The 21,914-nt window shown below is 48.1% G+C and carries 19 protein-coding genes; 3 read left to right on the top strand and 16 right to left on the bottom strand.

Features of this window, described 5'->3' with window-relative positions:
• Positions 1 to 180: 180 nt before the first annotated feature.
• The 16 genes from AC1S52_RS03140 to AC1S52_RS03215 all read right to left on the bottom strand — a co-directional run bounded on the left by AC1S52_RS03140 (position 181) and on the right by AC1S52_RS03215 (position 17,186).
• Positions 181 to 2,349, bottom strand: coding sequence for a hypothetical protein (locus AC1S52_RS03140; protein WP_482027585.1), 2,169 nt, complete (start codon positions 2,347 to 2,349; stop codon positions 181 to 183).
• Positions 2,350 to 2,456: 107 nt separating this feature from the next.
• Positions 2,457 to 2,954: a PAAR domain-containing protein gene (locus tag AC1S52_RS03145; protein ID WP_482027586.1), complete on the bottom strand. Its 498-nt coding sequence runs from the start codon at positions 2,952 to 2,954 to the stop codon at positions 2,457 to 2,459.
• A gap of 38 nt (positions 2,955 to 2,992) precedes the next feature.
• On the bottom strand, positions 2,993 to 4,783 hold the full coding sequence (locus AC1S52_RS03150; protein WP_482027587.1) for a VgrG-related protein: 1,791 nt from the start codon (positions 4,781 to 4,783) through the stop codon (positions 2,993 to 2,995).
• A 214-nt stretch (positions 4,784 to 4,997) separates the two neighbouring features.
• Entirely contained in the window at positions 4,998 to 5,537 is a 540-nt protein-coding gene (locus AC1S52_RS03155; protein ID WP_482027588.1) for a CIS tube protein, read from the bottom strand.
• Between the two features lie 21 nt (positions 5,538 to 5,558).
• The gene (locus AC1S52_RS03160; protein WP_482027589.1) at positions 5,559 to 9,542 is read right to left on the bottom strand and encodes a hypothetical protein; all 3,984 of its coding nucleotides are present in this window, start codon (positions 9,540 to 9,542) and stop codon (positions 5,559 to 5,561) included.
• 12 nt (positions 9,543 to 9,554) lie between these two features.
• Positions 9,555 to 10,067 carry a phage tail protein gene (locus AC1S52_RS03165; RefSeq protein WP_482027590.1) on the bottom strand — a complete coding sequence of 171 codons (513 nt, stop codon included), beginning with the start codon at positions 10,065 to 10,067 and terminating at the stop codon, positions 9,555 to 9,557.
• Positions 10,067 to 10,351 (bottom strand): hypothetical protein, encoded by a 285-nt coding sequence (locus tag AC1S52_RS03170; RefSeq protein WP_482027591.1) that lies wholly within the window; start codon positions 10,349 to 10,351, stop codon positions 10,067 to 10,069. The genes AC1S52_RS03165 and AC1S52_RS03170 overlap by 1 nt, the downstream gene beginning before the upstream one ends.
• Positions 10,348 to 12,003: a CHASE2 domain-containing protein gene (locus tag AC1S52_RS03175; protein ID WP_482027592.1), complete on the bottom strand. Its 1,656-nt coding sequence runs from the start codon at positions 12,001 to 12,003 to the stop codon at positions 10,348 to 10,350. Before AC1S52_RS03175 ends, AC1S52_RS03170 begins: the two co-directional genes overlap by 4 nt.
• A gap of 4 nt (positions 12,004 to 12,007) precedes the next feature.
• Positions 12,008 to 12,184: a DUF6760 family protein gene (locus AC1S52_RS03180; RefSeq protein WP_482027636.1), complete on the bottom strand. Its 177-nt coding sequence runs from the start codon at positions 12,182 to 12,184 to the stop codon at positions 12,008 to 12,010.
• Positions 12,148 to 12,528 (bottom strand): phage tail assembly protein, encoded by a 381-nt coding sequence (locus AC1S52_RS03185; protein WP_482027593.1) that lies wholly within the window; start codon positions 12,526 to 12,528, stop codon positions 12,148 to 12,150. Before AC1S52_RS03185 ends, AC1S52_RS03180 begins: the two co-directional genes overlap by 37 nt.
• 2 nt (positions 12,529 to 12,530) lie before the next feature.
• On the bottom strand, positions 12,531 to 12,875 hold the full coding sequence (locus AC1S52_RS03190; protein WP_482027594.1) for a hypothetical protein: 345 nt from the start codon (positions 12,873 to 12,875) through the stop codon (positions 12,531 to 12,533).
• Positions 12,876 to 12,885: 10 nt separating this feature from the next.
• Positions 12,886 to 13,413, bottom strand: coding sequence for a phage tail protein (locus tag AC1S52_RS03195; RefSeq protein ID WP_482027595.1), 528 nt, complete (start codon positions 13,411 to 13,413; stop codon positions 12,886 to 12,888).
• 86 nt (positions 13,414 to 13,499) lie between these two features.
• Positions 13,500 to 13,979 (bottom strand): phage tail protein, encoded by a 480-nt coding sequence (locus tag AC1S52_RS03200; protein WP_482027596.1) that lies wholly within the window; start codon positions 13,977 to 13,979, stop codon positions 13,500 to 13,502.
• Between the two features lie 189 nt (positions 13,980 to 14,168).
• A complete protein-coding gene (locus tag AC1S52_RS03205) occupies positions 14,169 to 14,696 on the bottom strand; it encodes a phage tail protein (protein ID WP_482027597.1) in 528 nt (175 codons plus the stop codon).
• Between the two features lie 228 nt (positions 14,697 to 14,924).
• Positions 14,925 to 16,631, bottom strand: a complete 1,707-nt coding sequence (locus AC1S52_RS03210; protein WP_482027598.1) for a phage tail sheath family protein — start codon at positions 16,629 to 16,631, stop codon at positions 14,925 to 14,927.
• A 90-nt stretch (positions 16,632 to 16,721) separates the two neighbouring features.
• The gene (locus AC1S52_RS03215) at positions 16,722 to 17,186 is read right to left on the bottom strand and encodes a Pvc16 family protein (RefSeq protein ID WP_482027599.1); all 465 of its coding nucleotides are present in this window, start codon (positions 17,184 to 17,186) and stop codon (positions 16,722 to 16,724) included.
• Positions 17,187 to 17,869: 683 nt separating this feature from the next.
• Between AC1S52_RS03215 and AC1S52_RS03220 the strand changes: the two genes are divergently transcribed.
• The 3 genes from AC1S52_RS03220 (at position 17,870) to AC1S52_RS03230 (ending at position 21,829) form a co-directional block, all read left to right on the top strand.
• Complete coding sequence (locus tag AC1S52_RS03220; RefSeq protein WP_482027600.1) at positions 17,870 to 19,000, top strand: sensor histidine kinase; 1,131 nt, start codon at positions 17,870 to 17,872, stop codon at positions 18,998 to 19,000.
• 458 nt (positions 19,001 to 19,458) lie between these two features.
• Positions 19,459 to 20,160, top strand: a complete 702-nt coding sequence (locus AC1S52_RS03225) for a response regulator (protein ID WP_482027601.1) — start codon at positions 19,459 to 19,461, stop codon at positions 20,158 to 20,160.
• A 403-nt stretch (positions 20,161 to 20,563) separates the two neighbouring features.
• Positions 20,564 to 21,829, top strand: coding sequence for a Pvc16 family protein (locus AC1S52_RS03230; RefSeq protein WP_482027602.1), 1,266 nt, complete (start codon positions 20,564 to 20,566; stop codon positions 21,827 to 21,829).
• Positions 21,830 to 21,914: the final 85 nt, after the last annotated feature.

Consider the following 21,914-nt stretch of genomic DNA (forward strand, 5'->3'; position numbering starts at 1 on the left):
AGTAGGTAGACCGGGTATTAATCTGGGAAGACCAAATATTAGTCATACTTCAGGTTCTTCCATGATTGGAATGCTAAAGCAAGCTGCTTTAACAGTTTGCGTCGCTGTATGAGGAGATAAAGCTTTTGAATGTTGTTGCACAGTGAGTAAGTTGAAATAACTGAACGGTTTCAGTGAAACTCACTTGTATTTTTTCTTCAAATCCTCAAATCTAATCTTCCCTCTTAGCAATTCCAACTTATCCTCCAATGAGACAGAAAACATACCCCCGGAATCTGTCTCTAGGAGGACCGTACCACCATATCCTGTCAATCCCAAAGATATTAACTTTTGGTCTCCACCCAGTTTCTCAATTTCGTCTTCTATCGCATTCATTTGCTCTTGTGTAACTTGAGTCGCTTTTGCACGGCGCTGTTGTTCTTCCTGGTGTTGCTGTTGTTCTTTCTGATGTTGTTGCTTAACCAGTGCCTTTAGCTGATCCAGATCGGTAATGGCTCCATTTTGGGTTAAGTCATGGAAAAAATAACCCGCATTATCCAGGGATAACCCCGTTGTCGGAACCCCTTCTTTGTCCATTCCTTCAAATTTCAGGTTCAGTTTTACCTCATACAGATCTACTCCTCTTGATGCCAACTCTTGCAGTACCTGAACCATATTCAAAATGTCGGGCATGTAGTGACCACTGGAGTTGGAGATCCGCTTCAGTTTGCCATCACTGACCGTCATTTCTCCCGCTCCGGCGATCGGTCCGCCTGCTAGAAAACTAGAATGCTGAAACCGCCCTCCTATCTGAGGTGCCGCATAAAAGGTGCCGTTCGGATCCATAACATACATGGCTACTCCAGAACGAATCAAATCATCCGCTTCATCGGAGAGATTCTGGGTTGCCTGAAACTCTGGATCTGCCGCCTTAATTTCTTCCGCTCCCCAATGGCTTTTCATCCCGCTGGTATCAAAATCCTTGAACATCGCTTTTTTGTTCTTTGCAGCAATTTGACCACTTTCGATCTTCAGTTCAAAGCGATCGCGCCCCGCAGACTTCAGGTACTTGGTATTAAACAGTCCTCCTCCTCCAAAGACTCCTTCAGTTTCCTGAGTGCCAATTTCTCCCTGATACTGGTCTTTTAATTGCTTAAGATGACTATATTTCGAGAGGCTTGCTAATTTTGCAAGTTCATCGTCACTGAGTTTTGTAGTATGTAACCCTTTATTTCCCTGTCTACCAACACCAGCTAAACTTTTATCTTTAAAGTCAAAGTCTTTGTATTTTGAATACTCATCAAAAGCAATGGGTTGTTTCAAGTTTTTAATCGCTTTATTGACATCTTCTTCGCTAAATTGGTTCGTAAGAACTGACTTGACTTTTTCAAACTGTTCCACATGGGGAGGCTTAACCGATGGTGGTTGTTGGGCTATAGCTTGAGGATTCTCAGCCTCAGCGTCTTCGGAGTAACCGAGCATGGTTGATTCAGTTGGCTCAACCACTGATGGTTGTTGGTCTATGGGAGGATTCTCAGCCTCAGCGTCCTCGGAGTAACCGAGCATGGTTGATTCAGTTGGCTCAACCTGTGCTGCATCTATTTCGTTGGCTTCGTTGTCTGGTTCAGCCGGAGCTTCACCAACCTGCTGTTCCAGATTTTCCGAACTGGGTAGGTCAGCACCCACAGATTGAGTCAGAACTGTCCTCCATCTTTCACCGAGATAAAGGGATGGGTTATTTTCAACTTCAGCCAGTTTTTTCAACTTATCTGTAGCTAACTTCTCTAACCCCTGAATGGCAGGAGTTTTTTTACCATTTGGATGTTTCCTAACATAGTTGTTGGTTGCTTGACTAATGGCTTGCAGGCGTAGTTTCAACTGCTCAATCTGAAACTCGACAAGAGCAACTTCCGATGCAACGATTTCATCCCCATTTAAGTAGGCATGATAGTTGTCTAAATGGTTAAACACACCCTGCAAATCCACGTTGGGTTTCCCTTTGCGCCAGGGCTTAAAGCGCCCCAGGGCTTTTGCTGCCTTAAAAGAGTCAGTCAATTCCTTAGAGGTTTTTAAGTCCTGGGTTGTCTTCACCCGCTGGATCATGCCTGTAGTGACAGTCGGTGCCGCTTCTGTGATTTGTGATGAAGAATTAGCTTCTTTTGAGGACTGGTCTTGCGATCGCCCTCTGATCTCAACTTGAGCGGAACCTCGTTGGGGAGCATGGGAAAATAGATCGACATGAGAAAAATCGTAGGTTTGAGAGGGGGCTTGCTCAAAGTCGGGTGTATTGAAAGAGTGATTTTGGACTTTAGCACTGAGGAAATCTGAAGAGGTGTTGCTGCGACGCTGAAGACCGAAGCGAGTTCTCATAAATAATTACCGCAATACGGGGTTTATGTTCTGGAAAGATGCGATCGCATCTTTCAACATCCTGACCAATAACTCGCAGAGGCTAAAATCTATCCACCCGTTTGCCTCTATGGTCCAATTAATACGGTTGGGCACCCCATGACAATTTTATTGGGTGGACCGACAGCTTCTACAATCGTATTGCCTAGAAAGCAGGCTGGCAAGCCATTAATTAAAACGGTCTGACTCCCATCTATCACCACACCGGGACCGTGGGGAGGTATCGGTAATGGAGTAACGCAGTTATGGATATCGGCTCCGGCAGCCGTGGCACTAATCATATTGCCCATTGTGATAGCCGCAGTAGATTTAGTGGTTTCCTCAGCCGCTTTTGCCGCAGGAGCACCGGGAGTTCCGGCGGCGGCAACGGTAGCCGCTTCAGATGTTTTAATGGTGGTATCGGATACTGCCTTGGCACTTTGCAGGGCAGCCGCAGCCGCAAGCGGCACCCCTCGCCATGCGGGTAGACTGCCAATTAAAACATTCACACTTCCAGGTCCACCCGTTAGCACTGGAGGTAAGGGGTGAGCAACAGGATCGGTAATGCGGGCGGCAGGTTGTCCCATAATGTAGACCTCCTTATCGTTGTAAATCTCTTGTTGTTTTAATTCAACCGAATTAAGGCACCTCGAACCGTAATGATGCCCATAGCCTGAAGATCAAGGGTGGTATTGGCTTTAATGGAGATACTGCCAACCGACTGAAGGGAAACACTTTTGCTGAGGTCATCCAGCTTGTATCGGTGCCCTCCCGCTGTGTTGAGTTCAACGTACTTCGACATATCATCCATTCGCAGGACATGACCACCATTGGTACGGACTTCAATCCAGCGATCGCTGTCATTCAGATGTACCTTATGTCCATAAACCGATGTAATATAAATTCCCTTTTTGCTAGTACCCTTATCTTCTTCGGTGAATTGCAATTTATGTCCAGTTCGAGTCTTAAACGTTCGTAGCCGTACCTTACTATTGGCTACAGAATCATTGACTGATTCCGGTGGTTTATCTTTTCCATTCCATAACCCACCAATCACAAACGGACGATGGATATCGCCATGTTCAAACCCCACCAGCACTTCATCATCAATTTCGGGTAAGCAATCAAACCCTCGACTACTGCCAGCCCCGATCGCCACCACCCTCGCCCAATGGCTTTCATGCTCTTCCGTCAACGTTGGAAATTTAACCCGCACCCGTCCCATTCCATCCGGGTCCTTGTTGTTGGTTACTGTCCCAAGCAACAGAGTTTGTCCGGGCTGTAAGCGGGTTGCTGGCGACAGCAAGGACAGTAAACTACCACCCCGTAACCCACGCACACTAAATGCCGTTGTGTAGGCACCTTCATTAAAAACATGGTGGGTTTCAGTGACGTAGTAATCTCCCGCATATTTGCCCATGTTTTGTCCCTTAATCTTGACAACCCGCCCTGGTCGAATATCAGGGCTTCCGATCGCCTGAGCATCCGCATGGACAAATTCATCGCCCAGCTCATTGAACAATGCCTGTGCCATCTTCTTGGCTTCTTGACTCGTTGCAACCGGTTGATCCACAACAATCAGTTTGGGGGAAGAGGGTTGCCCCTGAAAGGCAGAACTGGTCTGTTGACCTTTGCCATAATCATTTTTAGTCAGAATGCTGGCTGAACTGCTTGTTTCAACGATCGCCTGCTTCTGCTTATAGTTCCAGCCACGGACTTCAACACTGCTGACCTGTTCTGCACTGCTGACACGCACCTGAAAGCTGGTTAGTTCTGTTAGCCAGGTCAGTTCCAGGGCTTGGTCTTGTTTGGGTTTACGAAAATGTAATTTTCCGCCCTGCACAAACAGTTCAAATCCATTGCGGGCTGCCCGCTCCCGCAGAAATTCCATGTTGGTCTGGTTTTCCTGAAACACATACTCATGGGGCGCACCACTATCATCAATCGTTCCTGCCTGAATCCCAACTTCTCCAATGATTTTTTTGACAATATCCGTATCCGTCATGTTTTGAAAAGAGCGGTTGTAGCGACCCCGATGTAGCCGATGGGAATGATCATAACCGCGAACAATAATCGGAGCCTGCGCACCCGACGTGAAATGGGTTTCGAGTGCTGTGATTTCCCCAGAGATAACCCAATCTTTTTTCTCCTCATCAAATTCCTGAGCTTCTGTGGTGCTATTACTAAAACGGATACGAATCGATTTACCAATCGTGAACTGAGACTGATGTTCCCAGATCCTTTCATCCGATCGCCCTGAGAATGCCGCATTTTCCAGCACTAGCGTAAACATACTTGGTAAATGTAAACTCTCCTCAACCGAGACTTGCAAAATATCTTGCATCAATTCATTAGAGGCAATTTGCCCATCAATTTCTAAATCAAGTTTAGGAACGTAGAGAGTAGATTGCGGCATGAGTGTTAGAAGGGGGAGGAGTTGAGAGTTGAGGGTTGAAAGTTTGGAGTTTGGAGTTCGGAGTTTATAGATAATGACAATGGTAACTAATCGTTGCTTGTCCTTCGTCCTTTGTCCTTTGTCATTTCTCCTTATGTCACTTTGTAAATACCAATGACCAATGACCAATGACCAATGACCAATAACCTATGACCACCTTCTAACAACCATCAACTTATTGAAAAAGTGCCGTCCTTCCCTGGCTTTCTCGCTGGTTCTGGCTCACATTGGGAGTTCCCTGGGAGGGCTGAGGAGTCTTATCATCCGCCTGTTCCAGCGTCAGGTCTAGAATTGCCCGGACTGGAGTGCCGTCTGGTAAAAACAGGGTGAATCGGAAGGAGAGGCTTTTGATGAAACATCGCAGGTAAGTATTTGCACCCCAGGTAAATAAATAAACAGGTGGGCGTTGTTCCTTCCCTCTGCCATCTCCCCTGACATAGGCAACGGCATCGGTAAAGGGCTTCAGTGGTTTCAGCACACTGCGCTGACCTTCCTTATTTTCGTAGGTGTCCAGGATGATGTTGCTGAGGGTAACCTGGTAAGGGTTGGGATGTTTGAAGCTGGTTTTGTTTTGCCCCGATTGGGTGTGGGAGCCTTCTGATTGCTCAATGCTGACACTGCGGTTAAATTTCACCTCGGTTGGGTTGAACATAAACTCGATCTTATCGGCGGATTCTCCCGGTGCGGGTGTCAGGGTTGCTTTTTCCAATTGCATGACGACTCACCTCCTGAATGATTACCATAAACGTCCTGAATAAAATCCCCCTGACCGTTCTCGTTCCAGAGATAGGCGTTGCCGCACCAGTCGGTAAATTTCCTGGGCAAGGCGTTCTAAATCCTCTGGGGATGCCTGGGGTTGGGGTTGTTGAGCAGAAGGGGGTTGCTCTTCGCTGGCAGGCTCGGCAGGAGTGGTGAGACTTTGGGGTATAGGGGTTGCGGTTGCCGCAGGTTGCCGCTGAATCGCATCTGTTGGGATTGAATTAGAGTCTGAGTAAAGTTGCAGATCTGGATAGCTGTTATCGGATGAAACCTGAGGTTGCTTTAGCTCAGAATGAGATGCCATGGTTGCCTCAAACAGTTCGGCAATGCTTGACCATTCTCCAGGGACGGGATTTCCGGTTGTAGAGATGGAACTGGCATCGCTTTCATTGGCAGGCAAGGTGAGAGCAGATTTGCGGTTGATTGAGTCGGCATCTGGGCGATCGCCCAGTATTTCTCGATAACCATCACTCGGTTTCATCTGAATAGCTGGAATTTCAATCGCTGGAATGGATTGAACGGTTGAAATCGGTGATGCATTGGCTGGTGTCTGAAGCGGTTGCATTTGTGCCAGTGGTTCCCAAACCGATAATCGCTGGATAACGGCTGGTAACTCTGGCAAGTCTTGAGGGGATTCTGTGACCGATCGCTCAGTCGGTGAAGATGACTCTGGTAGAGCCTCTGCCACAGATGCAGCAGAAATGTCTGTTGTGGATGGTGGAGAAGCCGCGATCGCGTCTGCCTGAATTGGCTCTAATTGAATAGTTTCTGATTGAACTGCCGTTGGCTGAGTAGCTTCTAACTCAATTGCCTGGGACTCAATTGCTTTTGGCTGAACTGACTCTGGATCAACTGACTCTGATTCAATTGGCTCTAATTGAAGAGCTTCTGATTGGACTGCCTCTGGCTGAGTGGCTTCTAACTCAATTGCCTGGGACTCAATTGTTTTTGGCTGAACTGACTCTGATTCAATTGATTCTGATTGAACTGCATCTGGTTGAGTGGCTTCTGACTGAGTTGCCTCCGACTGAACTAGCTCTGACTGAACTGCCTCTGGCTGAATTGGCTCTGGCTGAATTGGCTCTAATTGAATCGATTTTGGTTGAATAGTTTCTGACTGAGTTGCCTCCGACGGCACTGGCTCTGTCTGAATTGCTTTGGGCTGAACTGTCTCTAATTGAATTGGTTCTGATTGAACTGCTTCTGACTCAGTTGACTCTGGACGAACTGACTCTGATTCAATTGGCTCTAATTGAATAGTTTCTGATTGAACTGCCTCTGGCTGAGTGGCTTCTAACTTAATTGCCTGTGACTCAATTGCTTTTGGCTGAACTACCGCCGATTCAATTGGTTCTGGTTGAACTGCATCTGATTGAATAGTTTCTGACTGAGTTGCCTCCGACTGAACTGGCTCTGATTGAACTGCTTTTGACTGAATTGGCTCTAATTGAATAGTCTCTGATTGAACTGCTGCTGATTCAATTGGCTCTGATTGAACTACTTTTGATTCATTTGGTTCTAATTCGATTGGCTCTACTTGAAGAGCCTCTGATTGAACTGCCTCTGGCTGAGTCGTTTCTGACTCAATTGCCTGTGGCTCAATTGCTTTTGGCTGAACTGCTTCTGATTCAATTGGCTCTAACTGAATCGCTTCCGACGGAATTACCTCTGACTGAATCGCTTTGGGTTGAACTGACTCTGATGCAATGGGTTCTGATTGAACTGACTCTGATTGAATTGCTTCTGACTGGATAGTTCCTGACTGAATTGCTTGTGACTGAACTGACTCTGGATGAACTGCATCTGATTCAATTGGCTCTAATTGAAGAGCTTCTGATTGAACTGTCTCTGGCTGAGTGGCTTCTAACTCAATTGCCTGTGACTCGATTGCTTTCGGCTGAATAGCTTCTGTATGAATGGAGGACGTTTGAGAAATATCAGCCATCGGTGGGGGATCGACGATCGCTTCTGGCGGCGCAGCAGCAACCGCTAAAGCTTCAGGGGAACCATCCACTGGAGCGGTTGGAGGAGGGACGATCGCCTCTGTCGGCACTCCCTGATCTTCCGGCATAGACCGATCAACAGCAGATTGAGGGTCTGGTTTGGGCTGTATAGCTGACTGGGGAATACTCTCAACCTGAGCAGCCTGGGTAGAGGAATCGATGCTGGTGGATTGAGCCTCGATAGAAGATGGGGCGATCGGTGGTTGTGCTTCTCCCGATTCTAACTGAAACAACTCTGACACCTGACCAGCCTGGTTTTGCCCATTCCCCTGTTCCGCCTGGGCACCGGAGGACTGAGAAAGGCGATCGGGTTGAATCAGAGGTTTGTGACTGACTGGCTCTATTTGTGCTTCCTTAGTTCCAGGTTCTCTCTGAAGTGGCTCTGAAACCTGACCAGCTTGATTCTGCTCAGTTTCAGATGGGAGAACAGGAAGGGAGGTTGGGATTGTCGAATCGTTTGGTTGTGCCGTCTGTAATGGTGTTTCTATTTGGGATTGTATATCTGATTGTATTTCTGGCTGTGTAGTGCTTTCAGCTTGCTCAAGATGAACCGACGAATGGGTCTCAATTTGAGGTTGGGCGATCGACCTTGCTGGTTTTTCAGATTGATCAAGCTGGATTGAAGCATTTGTTTTTGCTTGTATATCCTCTGAACCAGTTTGAATTGAAGGCTGAGTTTCTAATGATGGCTGAATCGCTTTTTGAACAGGATCTCCAGCCTGATCAAGTTGAACTGAGCTAATATCTATCTGCTCACTTTGGTTGGTTTCACTGGCTACATCAAATTGTTCTGGAACCTGATCATCTGATCTTGCAGTTTTAAGGGTGGTTGATTCAAGGATTGAAGATTCTGTCTCACTGGCTGGAGGCTCTGCCTCGTTAGCATTTTCAGGGGGAGTCTGGGAATGAGAAGGAAAAGATTCTGCGGATGGTTGAGTGAGCGATCGCTGAATATCATCAGTTGGATCAAGCTGAATCAGCGAATTTATATTCACTGGAGAGGAATCAATAGGCTGCGAAGGATTAACTGCTTTCTGAGATGTTCCCGGTATATTTTCCTGATGATTAGTTGCCAAATTGGAAGGTAAATCAGTTAACGCCTGGCTTGAGTCATCCAATTCTGCCTGAACCATCTCAGGTGTAGTTTGCTGATGATTAGTTTCCAGATTGATAAGTGAATCAGTTAACTGCTGTCTTGAGTCATCTGATTCTGTCTGATTGATCTCAAACGTATTTTCCTGACTACTAGTTAATTGATCGATACTTGAATCAATCTCTTGTTCCTTGGAGCCATCATTTTTTGCTTGAATGGTTTCAGTTAAATTCGTTTGATTAGGAATCGTTGGATTAGGTATTGCTGGATGACTTATTCCTGGATGACTGGATGAACCAATTGCTTGTTCACTTTTTGTATTGGATCGAGGCAAATCTACAGTCTGTGCTGCAATTCCATCTGTTATGAGAGCGGTAGGGGATTCTGGTAGAGGTGTAACTCCCTGCGCCACTGGATCAGGTTCAACGAAAGGTTGAGCGATCGCATCTGAAATATTCCTGGGATGTTCTACTGGACTGCTAAGATCCCCAGTCTCTCGCTGAATTGGGGTCAATTCACCGGGTTGGTCTGTCAGAAAACGGGAGGCTGAATTTGGGGCATCGGGTAATGGTGCTGGTTGAATTGCTGGTAGATATGCCTCAGATCTGCGGGATAAATCCGGTGGGTCGAAAAAGGGTGAATCTTGAAAGGGTAATTGCTGCTCAAATTGGAGGGAGTGCTGCCCTGCTGAAAAAACAGATGGGTCAAGCACGGTCAGCGATTGCGCCCCCAGGGGTGTGATAAATTTTGGTTGCAGCATCGACTGTCCCAGCGGAGCAGACGGCAACAACGGCTGCTGAATTCCCAGCGGCAACTCCTCGGGAGGCAGGGCAAAGGCATTGGATGGGTCAGGAGCGATCGGCATGGGTGCTATCTCCTATTCCGAATCTGGGAAATAGCCCTTGGGATCTCGCTTCAATTGCTGATCTTTTGCTCCACCACTCTTACCCTTGTGAATCACCTTAAGTCCTTCGTAGGCAAGCACTAACTCTTCCAGCGCGACCGTATTGGAATCTGCTTTGAGTGATGGGGTTTTCCAGGCAACGGGAACCGCTCCAATCAGGCTCCAGACCTGCATCGTCTCTCCCGCCTGGTTAAAAATCAGAATGTTTATATTTCGTCGTCGTGACTCCCCTGCAATCAGGCTTTGCTGAATCCAGTTCCAGAACACCTGGTCATCGGTAATACCTCGCTTTAAGGTCAAGTCACCAAATTTTGTATGTTTTAGAAAAATTCGCTGCTGATTATTGACTCCCCCTTCCTGATACACATCTTTTTCAATCTGCACATCCAAGCCAGAACACTCACTAAAGGCAGCGGTGACCTGGCTTTCCATCTCAACATAAAACCGATTGGTCGTGACGTAGTTCAGTACATTTAAGTCAGCCATTACCACCGCCTCCCATAACCATGACTACGCTCCCGCTGCAATTTCAAATCCTGTTGCAACAACTCCACCACGCGATCGCTCAACTGCTGCATTGCCATTGGATCCTGTAATAGTTGGGCAGCCAGTTGAGCCAATCGCTCAATCTCTTCAGTTTTAGAGACGGGAAGAAACCGAGCCGGGGCGGCATATCCGGTTGGACTAACTGCCGCAGGAGCGACCAATGGAGAACTTGGTGCTTCTGAACCGAGAGATGTAAGGCGCGAAGGGGGAGACGTTTCAGTCATGGGGAACCCTCTGGTGATTTTGCGTTTCCTTGCACTCCCAGAGGGGGCGGTGGCTGAATTTGAGTCCGGGAGTACTGCGCCCGGTTGAGCAGGGCATTGATCCGACTGAGCTTGCTGTTACCAGAAGTATTCGCCATCGCTGACTGACGGGCAGCTTGCTCTGCTGCCACATCCTCTCTAACTTTGTCAGCAATTTGTTCATAGAGTGCCTTCATTTCTGGGGTGGCAAAGGCATCTGGTTCAGCGCCAACGGCAATTAACTCCCTGACATCCTGCCCCTGACGTACCGCCCGGGCACGCCGGACCAGATTTTCCAGATAGTCTCCGGTGCGATCGCGCCCGGTGGCATTACCGACCATGTTCTCCCGTAAATGCTCATAGATTGCCTGGGCATAGCCAGTCCGGTTTGCCAGATCGAGCAGCCGTACCCCCAGTGCCGTCACAATCATTACGGTCAGAGTGGGGACAAACGGCACCCACAACCCCTGATAGAGAAATAGCGCGTAACAAATGCTCCATAGAAGCCCACCGGAAGCAACCAGGACAATCAGGAACCATCCCAACCGTCGGTTATAGAAGGCAATCAGTCCACTGCCTAAGGACCAGGCAAAAATCCACAGTACCTCACCGACTTTAGACCAACTCTGAATCAGAGGGCGCTGTTCCAGTACCGCACTAAGAATTTGGCTGACAGCATTAGCGTGAACTATCACCCCATGCATCGATCGCGAACCACTTTGAGTCTCGATAAACGGAGTGGAGAGCGTGTCTTTTGAAACTTCAGACGTGTAGCCAATCAAAACCACGCGATCGCGAATTGAGCCAGGATCGACCTTATTCTGCAATATCTCATTAATTGAAACTTCCTGGAAAACCTGATTTGCCCCCCGGTAATTCAACATCATTTGATAGTCATCTGCATCCATGTGGGCATAGCCACCAAACCCTGACCAAAGTCGGCTTAACACCTGCTGGCGAAGCTGAATCTCACTATTCGCTGTGGCTTCTGGTTTAATCTCCTGACCTGCCAGGTACATGGTCGCCAGTTGAAAACTCAGGGATAGAATTTCATTTTCGGTACTGGCATCATTGCAGACATGCTCCCGCCGCACAGGTTTATTGGTTTTTGCTGGGGTAGACACCAGAATGGTTCGCCGCACGGTTTTATCCACATCAATGGGGAAATCCGCAAATGCAACCCCCTCTGCTGGAGTACCTGGAGCTGGTGGTGAACCGGGATGGTTGCTACTACTTAGTAAACAGGCTGAAACAATCGCTGTACTTTTCTCAATCACCTGGGTTAACTGCTTTCGCCCAGCAGCAGGTCCCTGGGGTACATCCCGCGCGATATCTAACCCAATGGCGGCAGGCTGGTAACTCTCTAGCTTTTGCAAAACCCTAGCCAGAGTGCCATCATGAATCGGAAATTGCTGGAGTTGTTCAATATCATCATCGTTAATTGTTACAACCACAATGCGATCGTCCATACCCTCGATCGGGCGACGACGCATAAAAGCATCATAGGCAGCTAGCTCAAGCCCCTCAAATCCACCCAGGACACGAATTGCCACAACGGGCACCGTAAACACCAGGCTCGCCAACAAAACGGTCTTGAGCATTGATTTTAGAGATGGGCTACCTAATCGTGGCATAACACTATGTCCCTCCTGCCTCCTTTATCTCCTGTACCCAACGCCTGCGATCGCGGTGCTCCAAATTCAAGATTTCTTCTAAAGACCAGTGAAAATGAAGAGCAATAAACGCTACCTCCTGGTGAAGCTGTTCCTGGGGGTAGCTTATGACTCCCCCGATAGTACAAAATCCGTTTGAAATTGGTGATTACATTGGGGGCATTGAATCGGTAGTTTGGCACTGCCGTTTTGGTTAATTCGGTTATAAAATTCCCGCAGATATGCCAGATCTTGAGTAAACAGATTTTCCAAATCTTCCGGGGAAACAGCTTCCAGAGTCCCCAGTTGAGTAATCACCTGGGACAGTAACACCAGCATCAAATACTCTGGATATGACTGTACATGGCGATGCTTATGTGCCACCAGCTCATCCCGTGCTGTGGCTAACCGCATCACCCCTAACCGATGCACCACACCCCCGCTATCGACCAGACCACGGGGCAACATAAAATTAAATTCCGTCAGTAAGGGATTGGCAACCATCATGTCTAAACCACTGATACAGACTCAGACGAATGGGAAAGATTTGCCGCACCGGACGGCTCTTCCAACTCATTGATTTGACGATAAAACTTTTGTAAGTAGCTCAAATCACAGGCAAAAAAGCCTTCCACCACCTGGGGCGATACCTCCTCTAGGGCACCTAACTTGGTGATCACCCGTGACAGAATAATCACCGTTGCATAGGCTGGGTTCGACTTCACACGCGGATCTCGGAGGGGAACAATTTCATCCATTGCCGTTGCCAACCGCATTACACCCTTACGGTGTAGATTCCCCGATTCATCCAGGTAGCCCTTCGGTAGGGTAAATTCAAACTCGGTTTGTAACACTCAGCCCCCCTTACGATGATCGAATTTCGCGGATCTCATTCCCCTCAATCTCTATCCGAAAGAACTCCTCTATTGCTAACTCCACTTCTTCCAACTCAAACTCTGACGACGATGCTTTCAAATCCGTGATTTTGTAGCTCAGGGGCCACGCTCTGGAACAACAAAACCTGGCTCTGGCATCGGCATGTTGGTCGTAAATTGTGAGGATCACGTTTTCCTGGCGGCGATCGCCCCATTTCCCCTCTTCCATCGCCTTAAACCAGCGCCAGAAAGTATCCGAAATGCACAATCCCCGTTTGAGAATAATATTTTCGCTTTTGTTATTCCCTGGCAATTTCGTCCGTAACACCCGCCCTACCTTGGCATCCTTGCTGCCCCATTTCTGGGGAACTACTTCACAAGCTGAAATAACCTCATAGGATCGCTTGAGTCCCAGACATTCCATGAAGTAGCCATCAATTTCATCCTTAGAATTGTTTAGCTTAAGCTCCACATAAAACCGGGAACTGGCTAAGAGTTCATACTTTGGAACGGTCAATGGGGATCACCTCCTTGGATTGGTTAATGTGAGGGTGAGGGGTGAACCTCCCCTCCCTAGATCCCAGACCTGCATGCCCTGATTCCTTACTGGACACGGTGGCAGGTCTCGTAAACAAACTCAACTTTCTCAGTGAACAACTCTGTGCTACCCGGTTCCAGCTTGGACGTTTTGTAAGACTTGGGAAACACGCCTGAAAAATTCCACTTAGCCGCCGCTTCTCCCTTCTGGTTGAACAGGGTTAGTGAAGCACTCTTGCGCGTTCCACCAGTACTCGATCCCTTACCAGCGAGGGGACCCCCAATGGAATGGGATTCGCGATACCAGTCGTGCATCGAGTGATCTTCAACCGTTGCCACAAACTCAACGTTGATCGTGCCGCTGGTGACACCGCTAACCGTTGCCTGCATGAAGCTGGCTGCATCTTTGCGAACCCCAAAAGATTTCATGTCACCAGCAGATTCCAACTTAATTGACAGTCCACTGATTTTTTTGACAATCAGTTCCGTAACACCATCAAATTCCAAATAGAACTTGGAACTGGCAAGAACTTCACCTTTAGCCATCAGATCAGCCCCTCAATTCAATAGATCGATTAAGTAAACAACGTTCCACAACCTGAAAAGAAATTGATCCTGCCTCACCAGCAAATTCAATCCCTTCAACACTGAGCACTGGTTATCCAATCCCCAAACCCTTCCTCTTCTCTAACAACTAACAACCAACAACTAATAATCAACAACTCTTTACACCCACTACCCTGGACCAATCCGGCTACCACTGTTCGGATCTACCCGCCGAATATCTTCACAAACGATTTCAAAGGTTTCAAACACCAGATCGCTACCATCAGCAGAAAAATCTGAGACCTTATAGCTTTTAATCCAGGCATTTTTAATATCCCAGCGCAGAATCGGTTTATCCCCCGGATCGTAGGCAGTAATGGAGCCATTTTTGCGGTTTTGGGACCACTGCCCCTGACCGGCCGCCCCCGACCCAGAAGCATAGTTCGTCGGCATGGTTGCTTGCATCCAGTTGTAGAAATCCATATCGCCTTCGAGCAAATACACTTCTATCGTGAAGTTGGGATTTTCCTCAAATCCACTGGATGTACTCTGGCGTAAAGTTTTGCCCCCTTTGGTTGAGGCAAGGGCTTTTTCGTAACCCTTGACCTGTCCCTGAAAGGCAATCTCCTGCACACTTTTCACCATCTTGTCTGTCATGCCGTCAAACTCTACATAGAAGGTGCTGGTAGTAATCGGTTTGACTGGAATGTCTGTCATAGTCTCAAATCCCTTTACTGCTTACGACCTGGAAATCTTTGAAGTAAATTTTGACCATTCTTACAGCGGCTTTCAGACGACTCCCCCACAGGCGATGCAGATGAATGCGAAATCATGGATCGATGTGGCACACACAAATGAAAATGGCTGTAACTGGCCCAAATTTCAATCGAGGCAAATCTGCTTGGGGCGAACTGAGGTGTGCAAATCAACTCGCCCCGATGCAGGTTATTGGTTTGGTGCCCACTGGCTAATACGGAAGATGACAAATTCCGCTGGACGTACCGGGCAGACTCCCACTTCGACATATAGGCGACCCAACATCATCGTGTCCGGGGTGTTCAATTCCCCATCACACTTGACATAAAATGCCTCCGATGGGCTTCCCCCAAACAGGGCACCGTCCCGCCATAGCCGGGTCAAAAAGCCTTCGACGGTGCGCGTTACCCGTGCCCACAGGTCTTGATCATTGGGTTCAAACACGACCCACTGAGTTCCCAGTTCAATCGACTTTTCGATATAGCTGATCAAGCGACGAACGCTGATATAGCGCCACTGGATATTATCTGGCTCAACCAGGGTACGGGCACCCCAAACTTTGTAACCGCGATTGTAATTGGCAAAGTTACGAATGCAATTGATGCCGATGGGGTTGAGCAGTTCTTGTTCCCGCATGTTGGTTTCATAGGCAAGTCCCAGAACGCCTCTGGGGGTTTCGTTTGCAGGTGCCTTGAACACTCCCCGCGATTCATCCGTCCGGCACCAAATCCCCATCATGTGACCGCAGGGAGGAACCATGATCGGGCGGTTGTTGTTGCGGGGATTGGCAACCTTAATCCAGGGGTAGTAAAGTGCCCCAAACATGGAGCGGCGGTTAAAGTGGCTCAGCCATTGGGCAATGTCCTGGGGTTTCTGCTCTTCAGGCGCAACAGGTTCTTCTCCGCGCCGTAGTTTAACCGGGGGAGGATCAAGGACGACCATACGATAGGCAGGACCAGGGAATGAATTTTCACAACAACTGACCATCGTTTCCATCAGGGCATGGATTTGATCCAGCTCTAGTAAGCGGTTTTGGAATGCCCGCATCAAGTCAGGGCAGGCGATCATTGCCACTTCGTCAATTTCAAATAGCCCCTGGATGCCCCGGCGTTCATCCCGAACACCATGTAAGTCTCTCGATAGCCGCTCTAAAGGGGCAATGTAGGGAGGGGGAGCCACTTCATAGCGACCATTGGCTGGGCGACGGGTGAGGGGTTGTCCGCGCTCACCCGAAATATCGGTAATGGTCAGGTATTCAGACTCTTGCAGGGCAGTGACGACGTAATCGGCAACCGCTGTGTCTACCTGGGAATTCATTGTCAGGTGGGGATAGGTTTCCAGGACGCGATCGCCACTGCTGACCACCACTTTAAAGAACTCTCCGGTGTTAAACGGCGGCTCCTCGTCCGGGTCTGCATTTTCAACCGGCTTCGGAGTGCTTTCCTGGACAGTAACCACGACACGATCAGCAGGAGGAAGGGCGGGAAGATCACCTTCTGCCTCTGGCAACCTCAGATTCAAGCTGAGGGATGGCTTTTTCGCCGAGGTTAAAAGGCGCGTTGCGGTTTCATCTGCTTCAGGTGCAGGGGTTCCTGGCAACCGAGTGCCAATGCTTACCACCCAACACCGTCCTCCCCCATTTTGAAACCAGCCCTGCACCGCAAAGGGCAGGTAGGCATCATAATCGGTAAAGCCGTCGGAACCTGGTTTGCCAAAACATTCCAGGTATTGATTCCAATTGGTAATCAAGACCGGTTTGAACAGATCTGCATCGCCCCGTACATCCTCAGTGAAACCGACAAAACCGGCAACACTCATGCTGATGCCCTCAATCGGGCGACTGCCCCGATCAACCTCCTCAACATATACCCCAGGTGCAAAATAATCCAATGCCATGATTCACACTCCGTTGCTGGATTCAGGATTAGTCGTTAAAACAAGGTGTTTCAAGCTGTTCAGGATGACCAAAATTTCAGGTCCAAAATTTCAGGGTATAAGCACAGCCTGATTGGGAAGGTGGTAGGGAACCGTCAGTGTTACGTGTAATGCCAGTTGCATCGGGACACAGAGCACCGTCCAGAATAGGATGCTGTCCGTAGGTGGTTGGGTGACAACCTTCATTCGCACGGCTCCACAACCCCGCAGGCTGTAATCTAAGACTGCATCGGGTAATAGTTGGTACTGGGATAGCATCACTAGCACTTCTGAGAGCAGATTTTGTTCCCCCAGACGTGTGTAATCTGTAACGCTGACTAGAAAGGTGAGGTCCAGCCAGCGACAACTAGACTTTTCACCAAACTCCGCTTCCTGAACGTGATAGCAATAGAGGTTTAGCCCCGGTTTTTCCTGTTGCCAGGAACGGGGATGCTCAAAGGAAATTTGCTCCTGAGAAATCTGAGCTAACTCCTGGGCAAGTAACCCGGCTAACGTCTTGGAAGCAGCGGCAATCATAGGTCAGGAACTAGATTGGTTCAGAAACCAGATTTCACTCCAGACTTAGTTATCCAGATCCGCTCACAGCAATTTTCAGGTGGGCAAACCCTAAAGGTATCGGGCTATACCAAATGAAAACGGCTGTAAAACCTATCCGCAAACTTTTTGGGTGTAGTACCTGGCTCTGGCAATGAAGGCTTTTCGGATAGGCTTTCAATGTGAAATCCAATCTTTCCATACTCTAGAGAAGGGAGTCTGCCAGGGAAACTTGACTTTAGTTAGGAATTGGCAGGGGTCCAGAGGGTTAGGTGGTGCTGAATAGCAGTATGAATGGGAACGAAGTTTCAATTCATACAACGCTCAATCCATACCCAAAATCAGCAACGCCAGAGGGTACGGTTAAGGATTGTCTGTGGCTATACTTGACTCGCTTCAAAGTTGCAAGATCCTTGGCGGAGTGATAGCTAAGTTCAGTGATCTAAACTACAAAACTATTTTCTACTGCCAGCGCCATAAAATTCCTCTTACATTAAGAAATTTGAAATTAGATGAATTGGTTTCAGTAATTTCCTGAGAAATCTTCCAGTGCGTGTAAGTTAGGAAATAATTCGTCACGATAAATTTGGGGTGGAAATTGTACTCAACTCAGCAATGACTCGGACTCCTTCCTTTGATAGATTGTCAGCATAGGGGAGATTTAAGTGGCTATCTCAACCTCAGAGTTTTTGGGTCAGGCTTATTTAGAAGCCAGAGATTTAGACACCAGGGATTTTAAAAATAATTTTCATGAACCAATTCTTCAAACATCCTTAAAACAATTCGTTCACCAATTTGGATTGAGTGGCTGTAGCCTGCTTCGGTTTAGCCCTGAACGACAGAAGCCAGATCAGGTTGGCTATTACTGGAATGAATTATTCGTCAACAACCCCATACCGCAACTTGAGTTAGGATTCAACTGGCAACAGGTTTTTACTGCGCCGCCATTGCATATCAGTCTCATAGAAGACGGGGATCATTCTGGCTCCTATTACCTTTATGGTTGTCTTTGTAGCCACAATTCTGAATCTCTCTACTATCTGTTGTGCTGGCATCAGATGCCGCTATCTGAGCATCAATCTTACGGGGTAAGTCTTTATGCCCAAACTTTGAATCAGCAGCCATTTCCTCAGCCTGAGAAACGGGGCACTCAAACCCTGAATGAGTTACTCCATCGCACTCGTCACCAACTTCGGACTCCTTTATCCCTGATGCTGCTATATGTTGATTTACTAAAAGCGACTTCGGTAGATTCTCGATCGCAGCAATGGTTAGAGGATTTACGCGCTGCGGCTGAGGAAATGCACCTGAGCCTGGATCGCTTGACTGAATCGGCAGTCTCCGCTGAGCCAGAAGTTTTTACCAGTTGCGATTTGCGGCAGTTGCTTCAGCAGTGTTGCCAGAAGATGCAGCCCTGGATTCAACAGAAAAACCTGACCCTGGTCTATGATTCACAGCCATCTTGGTTGCGGGTCGATGGGTGGAAAATCCAACAGGTCTTTCAAAACCTGCTCAGTAACGCGATCGCCTTTACTCCTGTGGGTGGTCAGATTACCTGTGAATGGCAAACCTTTCAAACCGAAGTTCTGATCAAAATTCGGGATGGTGGACCGGGACTGACGGCTGAGGATTTGCGATCGCTGGGTACGCCCTTTTACTCCCGCCGCTCTGGGGGAACTGGTTTGGGGGTGTTCATCGCCAAGCAATTTGTTCTGGAGCACCAGGGCAGTTTATGGGCTGAAAATTTACCGACTGGAGGTGCCCAATTTTGCATCACTTTGCCCAGAAGAACTTAGCCATTGGTTAGCCATTGGTTAGCCATTGCCAGGGGGGATCGTAAAAAATGCTGAGGAGGTGAAGGGTAATTTGCTAGTCCCCTGCTTTTGGTTGGAAATATCTCTCAAGGAATCTCTCAAAAACCTGTTAAAAAGATGACTGAGCTTTGTCAGTTTTTGGAAATATTTGGGAATACCAATTTATAACGTTTTTAAATCCAGTGAGGTAGTGGATAGTCGTAGAAGCCTTGAGTCAAACAAATAAGATGTACCTCACCCAGAAAGGAGACTCTATAAAGGTTTTTCCTGTGTTTTAACTGCCTGCCGTTAGCGATGGAGGTAAAGCTTTAAAGGGTGGTTTTGAAAGCGTTGAGGAACGAATAAATTTTATTCCTTGTTATGAGGGATAAAGTTTTGTGCATAAAGGATGTAATGAATCTAGATGATCGATTTAGAAGGTTTACAGAGGGGCTTTTAAGATGTACCCATTGCCGCCAACTGCTCCCAAACTGGCCCATCCCATTTCGACTTTGCTGGTGGATGACTGCCCTGCCTTTCGTCAGGGCTTAAAGAATTTGTTGGACTTCCACAGCATGACCAGTCCGATGCAATTTCAGGTAGTGGGGCAGGCTGCTTCCCTGCAACAGGCGATTCATTTGGTGCAACAACAATCACCCATGCTGATTTTGCTAGATATGGAACTGGCTCAGGGGGATGGTGTGGAGGTGTTGCAGGAATTGCGATCGCACACTAAAGACAGCAAAGTTTTAGTGCTATCTGGACATGAAGAAGAAGAGTGGGTCTTCAAAGCCATGCAAGCAGGCGCAAAGGGGTATGTGTTCAAACATCACCTGTCGATGCAACTGATTGAAGCGATCCAAGTTGTGATGCAAAATCAAATCTATCTATCTCCCGAAGTTGCCACTCGATTTTTCCAACTGTTTCATTTCTCTGGAGGGCACTCCATGACCGGAACTCAGACCGTCCACCTGACCCAGCGGGAACGGGAAGTATTGTATTGGGTGGTTCAGGGGGCATCTAATGAAACGATTTCTCACCAGCTCAACATTACTGTGGGCACTGTCAAAGCCTACTTAACTACGATCTTTGAAAAACTCAACGTCAACAGCCGCACCCAGGCAGCATTGCAGGCACTTAAGTTGGGTTTAGTTTCTGCTTAGTAGACTGAGACATTAGTCTAGCAACCCTGGTTCAGAGAGTGCGGAGTACGGAGTAAATCAGGATAGCCAGATTTCTGCTTATGAGCACTAGTGCAAGAAGGCAGAAGGCAGCAGGCGAAGGCGAAATCCCGACAACTTCTAAAGTTGAGCATCAAGGTACTGTCGGATTATGTCTGCCAACCTGCACTAGTGGTCTGTCAAGAATTATTTTGTGGGTCGAAAACCCCAAAATAATAACTCCTTTCCTATCCCAGACTCACAAATCCAAAGTTGACAAACCACTAGTATCTGGAGGTAGGTGCTATGTACTCAGTGTCCCATAGGAGGAAATAGAAATTAGAAGCAACGCTTCCCTCTCCCTCTCCCTCTCCCCCTTCTCCCCCACTCCTCTCTCCTCTCCCTCATGAGCAACTACCTCGCCGTCGCAACGGTTACTGCAACACTCCAGCGAACGCTTCAGGCAGCGGTGCAAACTGATATTGAGGGAGCGCGGATTACCACGGTGCGTCCCAGTGATATTGGCAATGGCACGCCAGAAACAGGGGTGAACCTGTTTCTATACCAGGTGATTACCAATCCGGCGCTGAACAATATGGATGCCGCCCCATTTCGATCGCGGGGTTCGCCAACCAAACGCCAGGCAGCTCTGGATTTGTTCTATATGTTCACCTTCTATGGCAATGATGCCGAACTGGAACCGCAACGGTTGCTGGGCAGTGTTGTTCGGACCCTGAGTGATAAGCGCATCATTACCCAGGAGATGATCCGTGCAGCCTGTCGCGATTCGACATTGCCATTTTTGCAGGAGTCAAATCTGGCAGAGCAGGTGCAGCAGATGAACATTGTGCCGCTGGATTTTAATTTAGAAGATCTGTCAAAAGCCTGGTCAGTGTTTTTTCAAACGCCCTATTTACTCTCTATTGGTTACAAAATTCTGGTGGTGCTGGTGGAAGGAGAGGAATCCCCAACCAGAGGATTACCGATTCGCGATCGCCGCACCAGTGGGTTGTCTCCCTTTTTCACCCATCCCCAGGTAGAGCAAATCTTTGCTCAGGGAGGGAGGTCTGAACCCATTCTGGCGGACAGCACTTTGGTGATTACCGGCAAACAACTAAAAGGGGATTGGGCAACTCAGGTGCGCCTATGTGGCATTGAAGTCACTCCTGCCGAAGTTAGCCCAACTCAAATTTTGGTGCCCCTGTCCCTGATGCCACCAACAGTACTACGGGCGGGCATTCAAAGCCTGCAAGTCATCCATCCCCCCCACCCTGGTCAGTCCTCCCACCACAGTGGCAAGGAATCGAATGCTGCCCCGTTTGTTTTACGCCCCCGCTTGTTGTCCATTTCGTTATCGTCGGAAACTCAGGATGAGGATGAGTTGCGATCGGGAGAATTAGAATTGCAAACGAACTTAGCCATGGGTATGACCCAGCGTGTGGTGATGGTACTGAATGAGTGGGGCATCGAAAATCCAGCGTCTTATTTATTTGATGCCCAAAAGCGGAATCAAGACAGCACCTCTATTACCATCCCCTTCCAAAAAGTTAAGCCAGGAGACTATTTAGTGCGCCTGATGATAGATGGAGCAGAGACGCAGTTACACATTGACGATAATCCAGATAGCCTCACCTATGAATGGTATATCGGACCTAGAGTGACAGTTCGGTAGGGAGTGAGGGAAGTTGTTAGTTGTTAGTTGTTAGAAGTAGGATCGTCAGGCTTAGACCTCCGAGGTTTTTGAAAACCTCGGAGGT

The sequence above is a fragment of the Kovacikia sp. CALU 1929 genome (assembly GCF_056784235.1).

Coding starts and splice junctions, on each gene's coding strand:
- AC1S52_RS03200 (WP_482027596.1), bottom strand. CDS start 13,979: ATGGCTAAAGGTGAAGTTCTTGCCAGTTCCAAGTTCTATTTGGAATTT.
- AC1S52_RS03150 (WP_482027587.1), bottom strand. CDS start 4,783: ATGCCGCAATCTACTCTCTACGTTCCTAAACTTGATTTAGAAATTGAT.
- AC1S52_RS03155 (WP_482027588.1), bottom strand. CDS start 5,537: ATGCAATTGGAAAAAGCAACCCTGACACCCGCACCGGGAGAATCCGCC.
- AC1S52_RS03160 (WP_482027589.1), bottom strand. CDS start 9,542: ATGCCGATCGCTCCTGACCCATCCAATGCCTTTGCCCTGCCTCCCGAG.
- AC1S52_RS03225 (WP_482027601.1), top strand. CDS start 19,459: ATGTACCCATTGCCGCCAACTGCTCCCAAACTGGCCCATCCCATTTCG.
- AC1S52_RS03185 (WP_482027593.1), bottom strand. CDS start 12,528: ATGATGGTTGCCAATCCCTTACTGACGGAATTTAATTTTATGTTGCCC.
- AC1S52_RS03165 (WP_482027590.1), bottom strand. CDS start 10,067: ATGGCTGACTTAAATGTACTGAACTACGTCACGACCAATCGGTTTTAT.
- AC1S52_RS03175 (WP_482027592.1), bottom strand. CDS start 12,003: ATGCCACGATTAGGTAGCCCATCTCTAAAATCAATGCTCAAGACCGTT.
- AC1S52_RS03145 (WP_482027586.1), bottom strand. CDS start 2,954: ATGGGACAACCTGCCGCCCGCATTACCGATCCTGTTGCTCACCCCTTA.
- AC1S52_RS03215 (WP_482027599.1), bottom strand. CDS start 17,186: ATGATTGCCGCTGCTTCCAAGACGTTAGCCGGGTTACTTGCCCAGGAG.
- AC1S52_RS03170 (WP_482027591.1), bottom strand. CDS start 10,351: ATGACTGAAACGTCTCCCCCTTCGCGCCTTACATCTCTCGGTTCAGAA.
- AC1S52_RS03210 (WP_482027598.1), bottom strand. CDS start 16,631: ATGGCATTGGATTATTTTGCACCTGGGGTATATGTTGAGGAGGTTGAT.
- AC1S52_RS03140 (WP_482027585.1), bottom strand. CDS start 2,349: ATGAGAACTCGCTTCGGTCTTCAGCGTCGCAGCAACACCTCTTCAGAT.
- AC1S52_RS03205 (WP_482027597.1), bottom strand. CDS start 14,696: ATGACAGACATTCCAGTCAAACCGATTACTACCAGCACCTTCTATGTA.
- AC1S52_RS03230 (WP_482027602.1), top strand. CDS start 20,564: ATGAGCAACTACCTCGCCGTCGCAACGGTTACTGCAACACTCCAGCGA.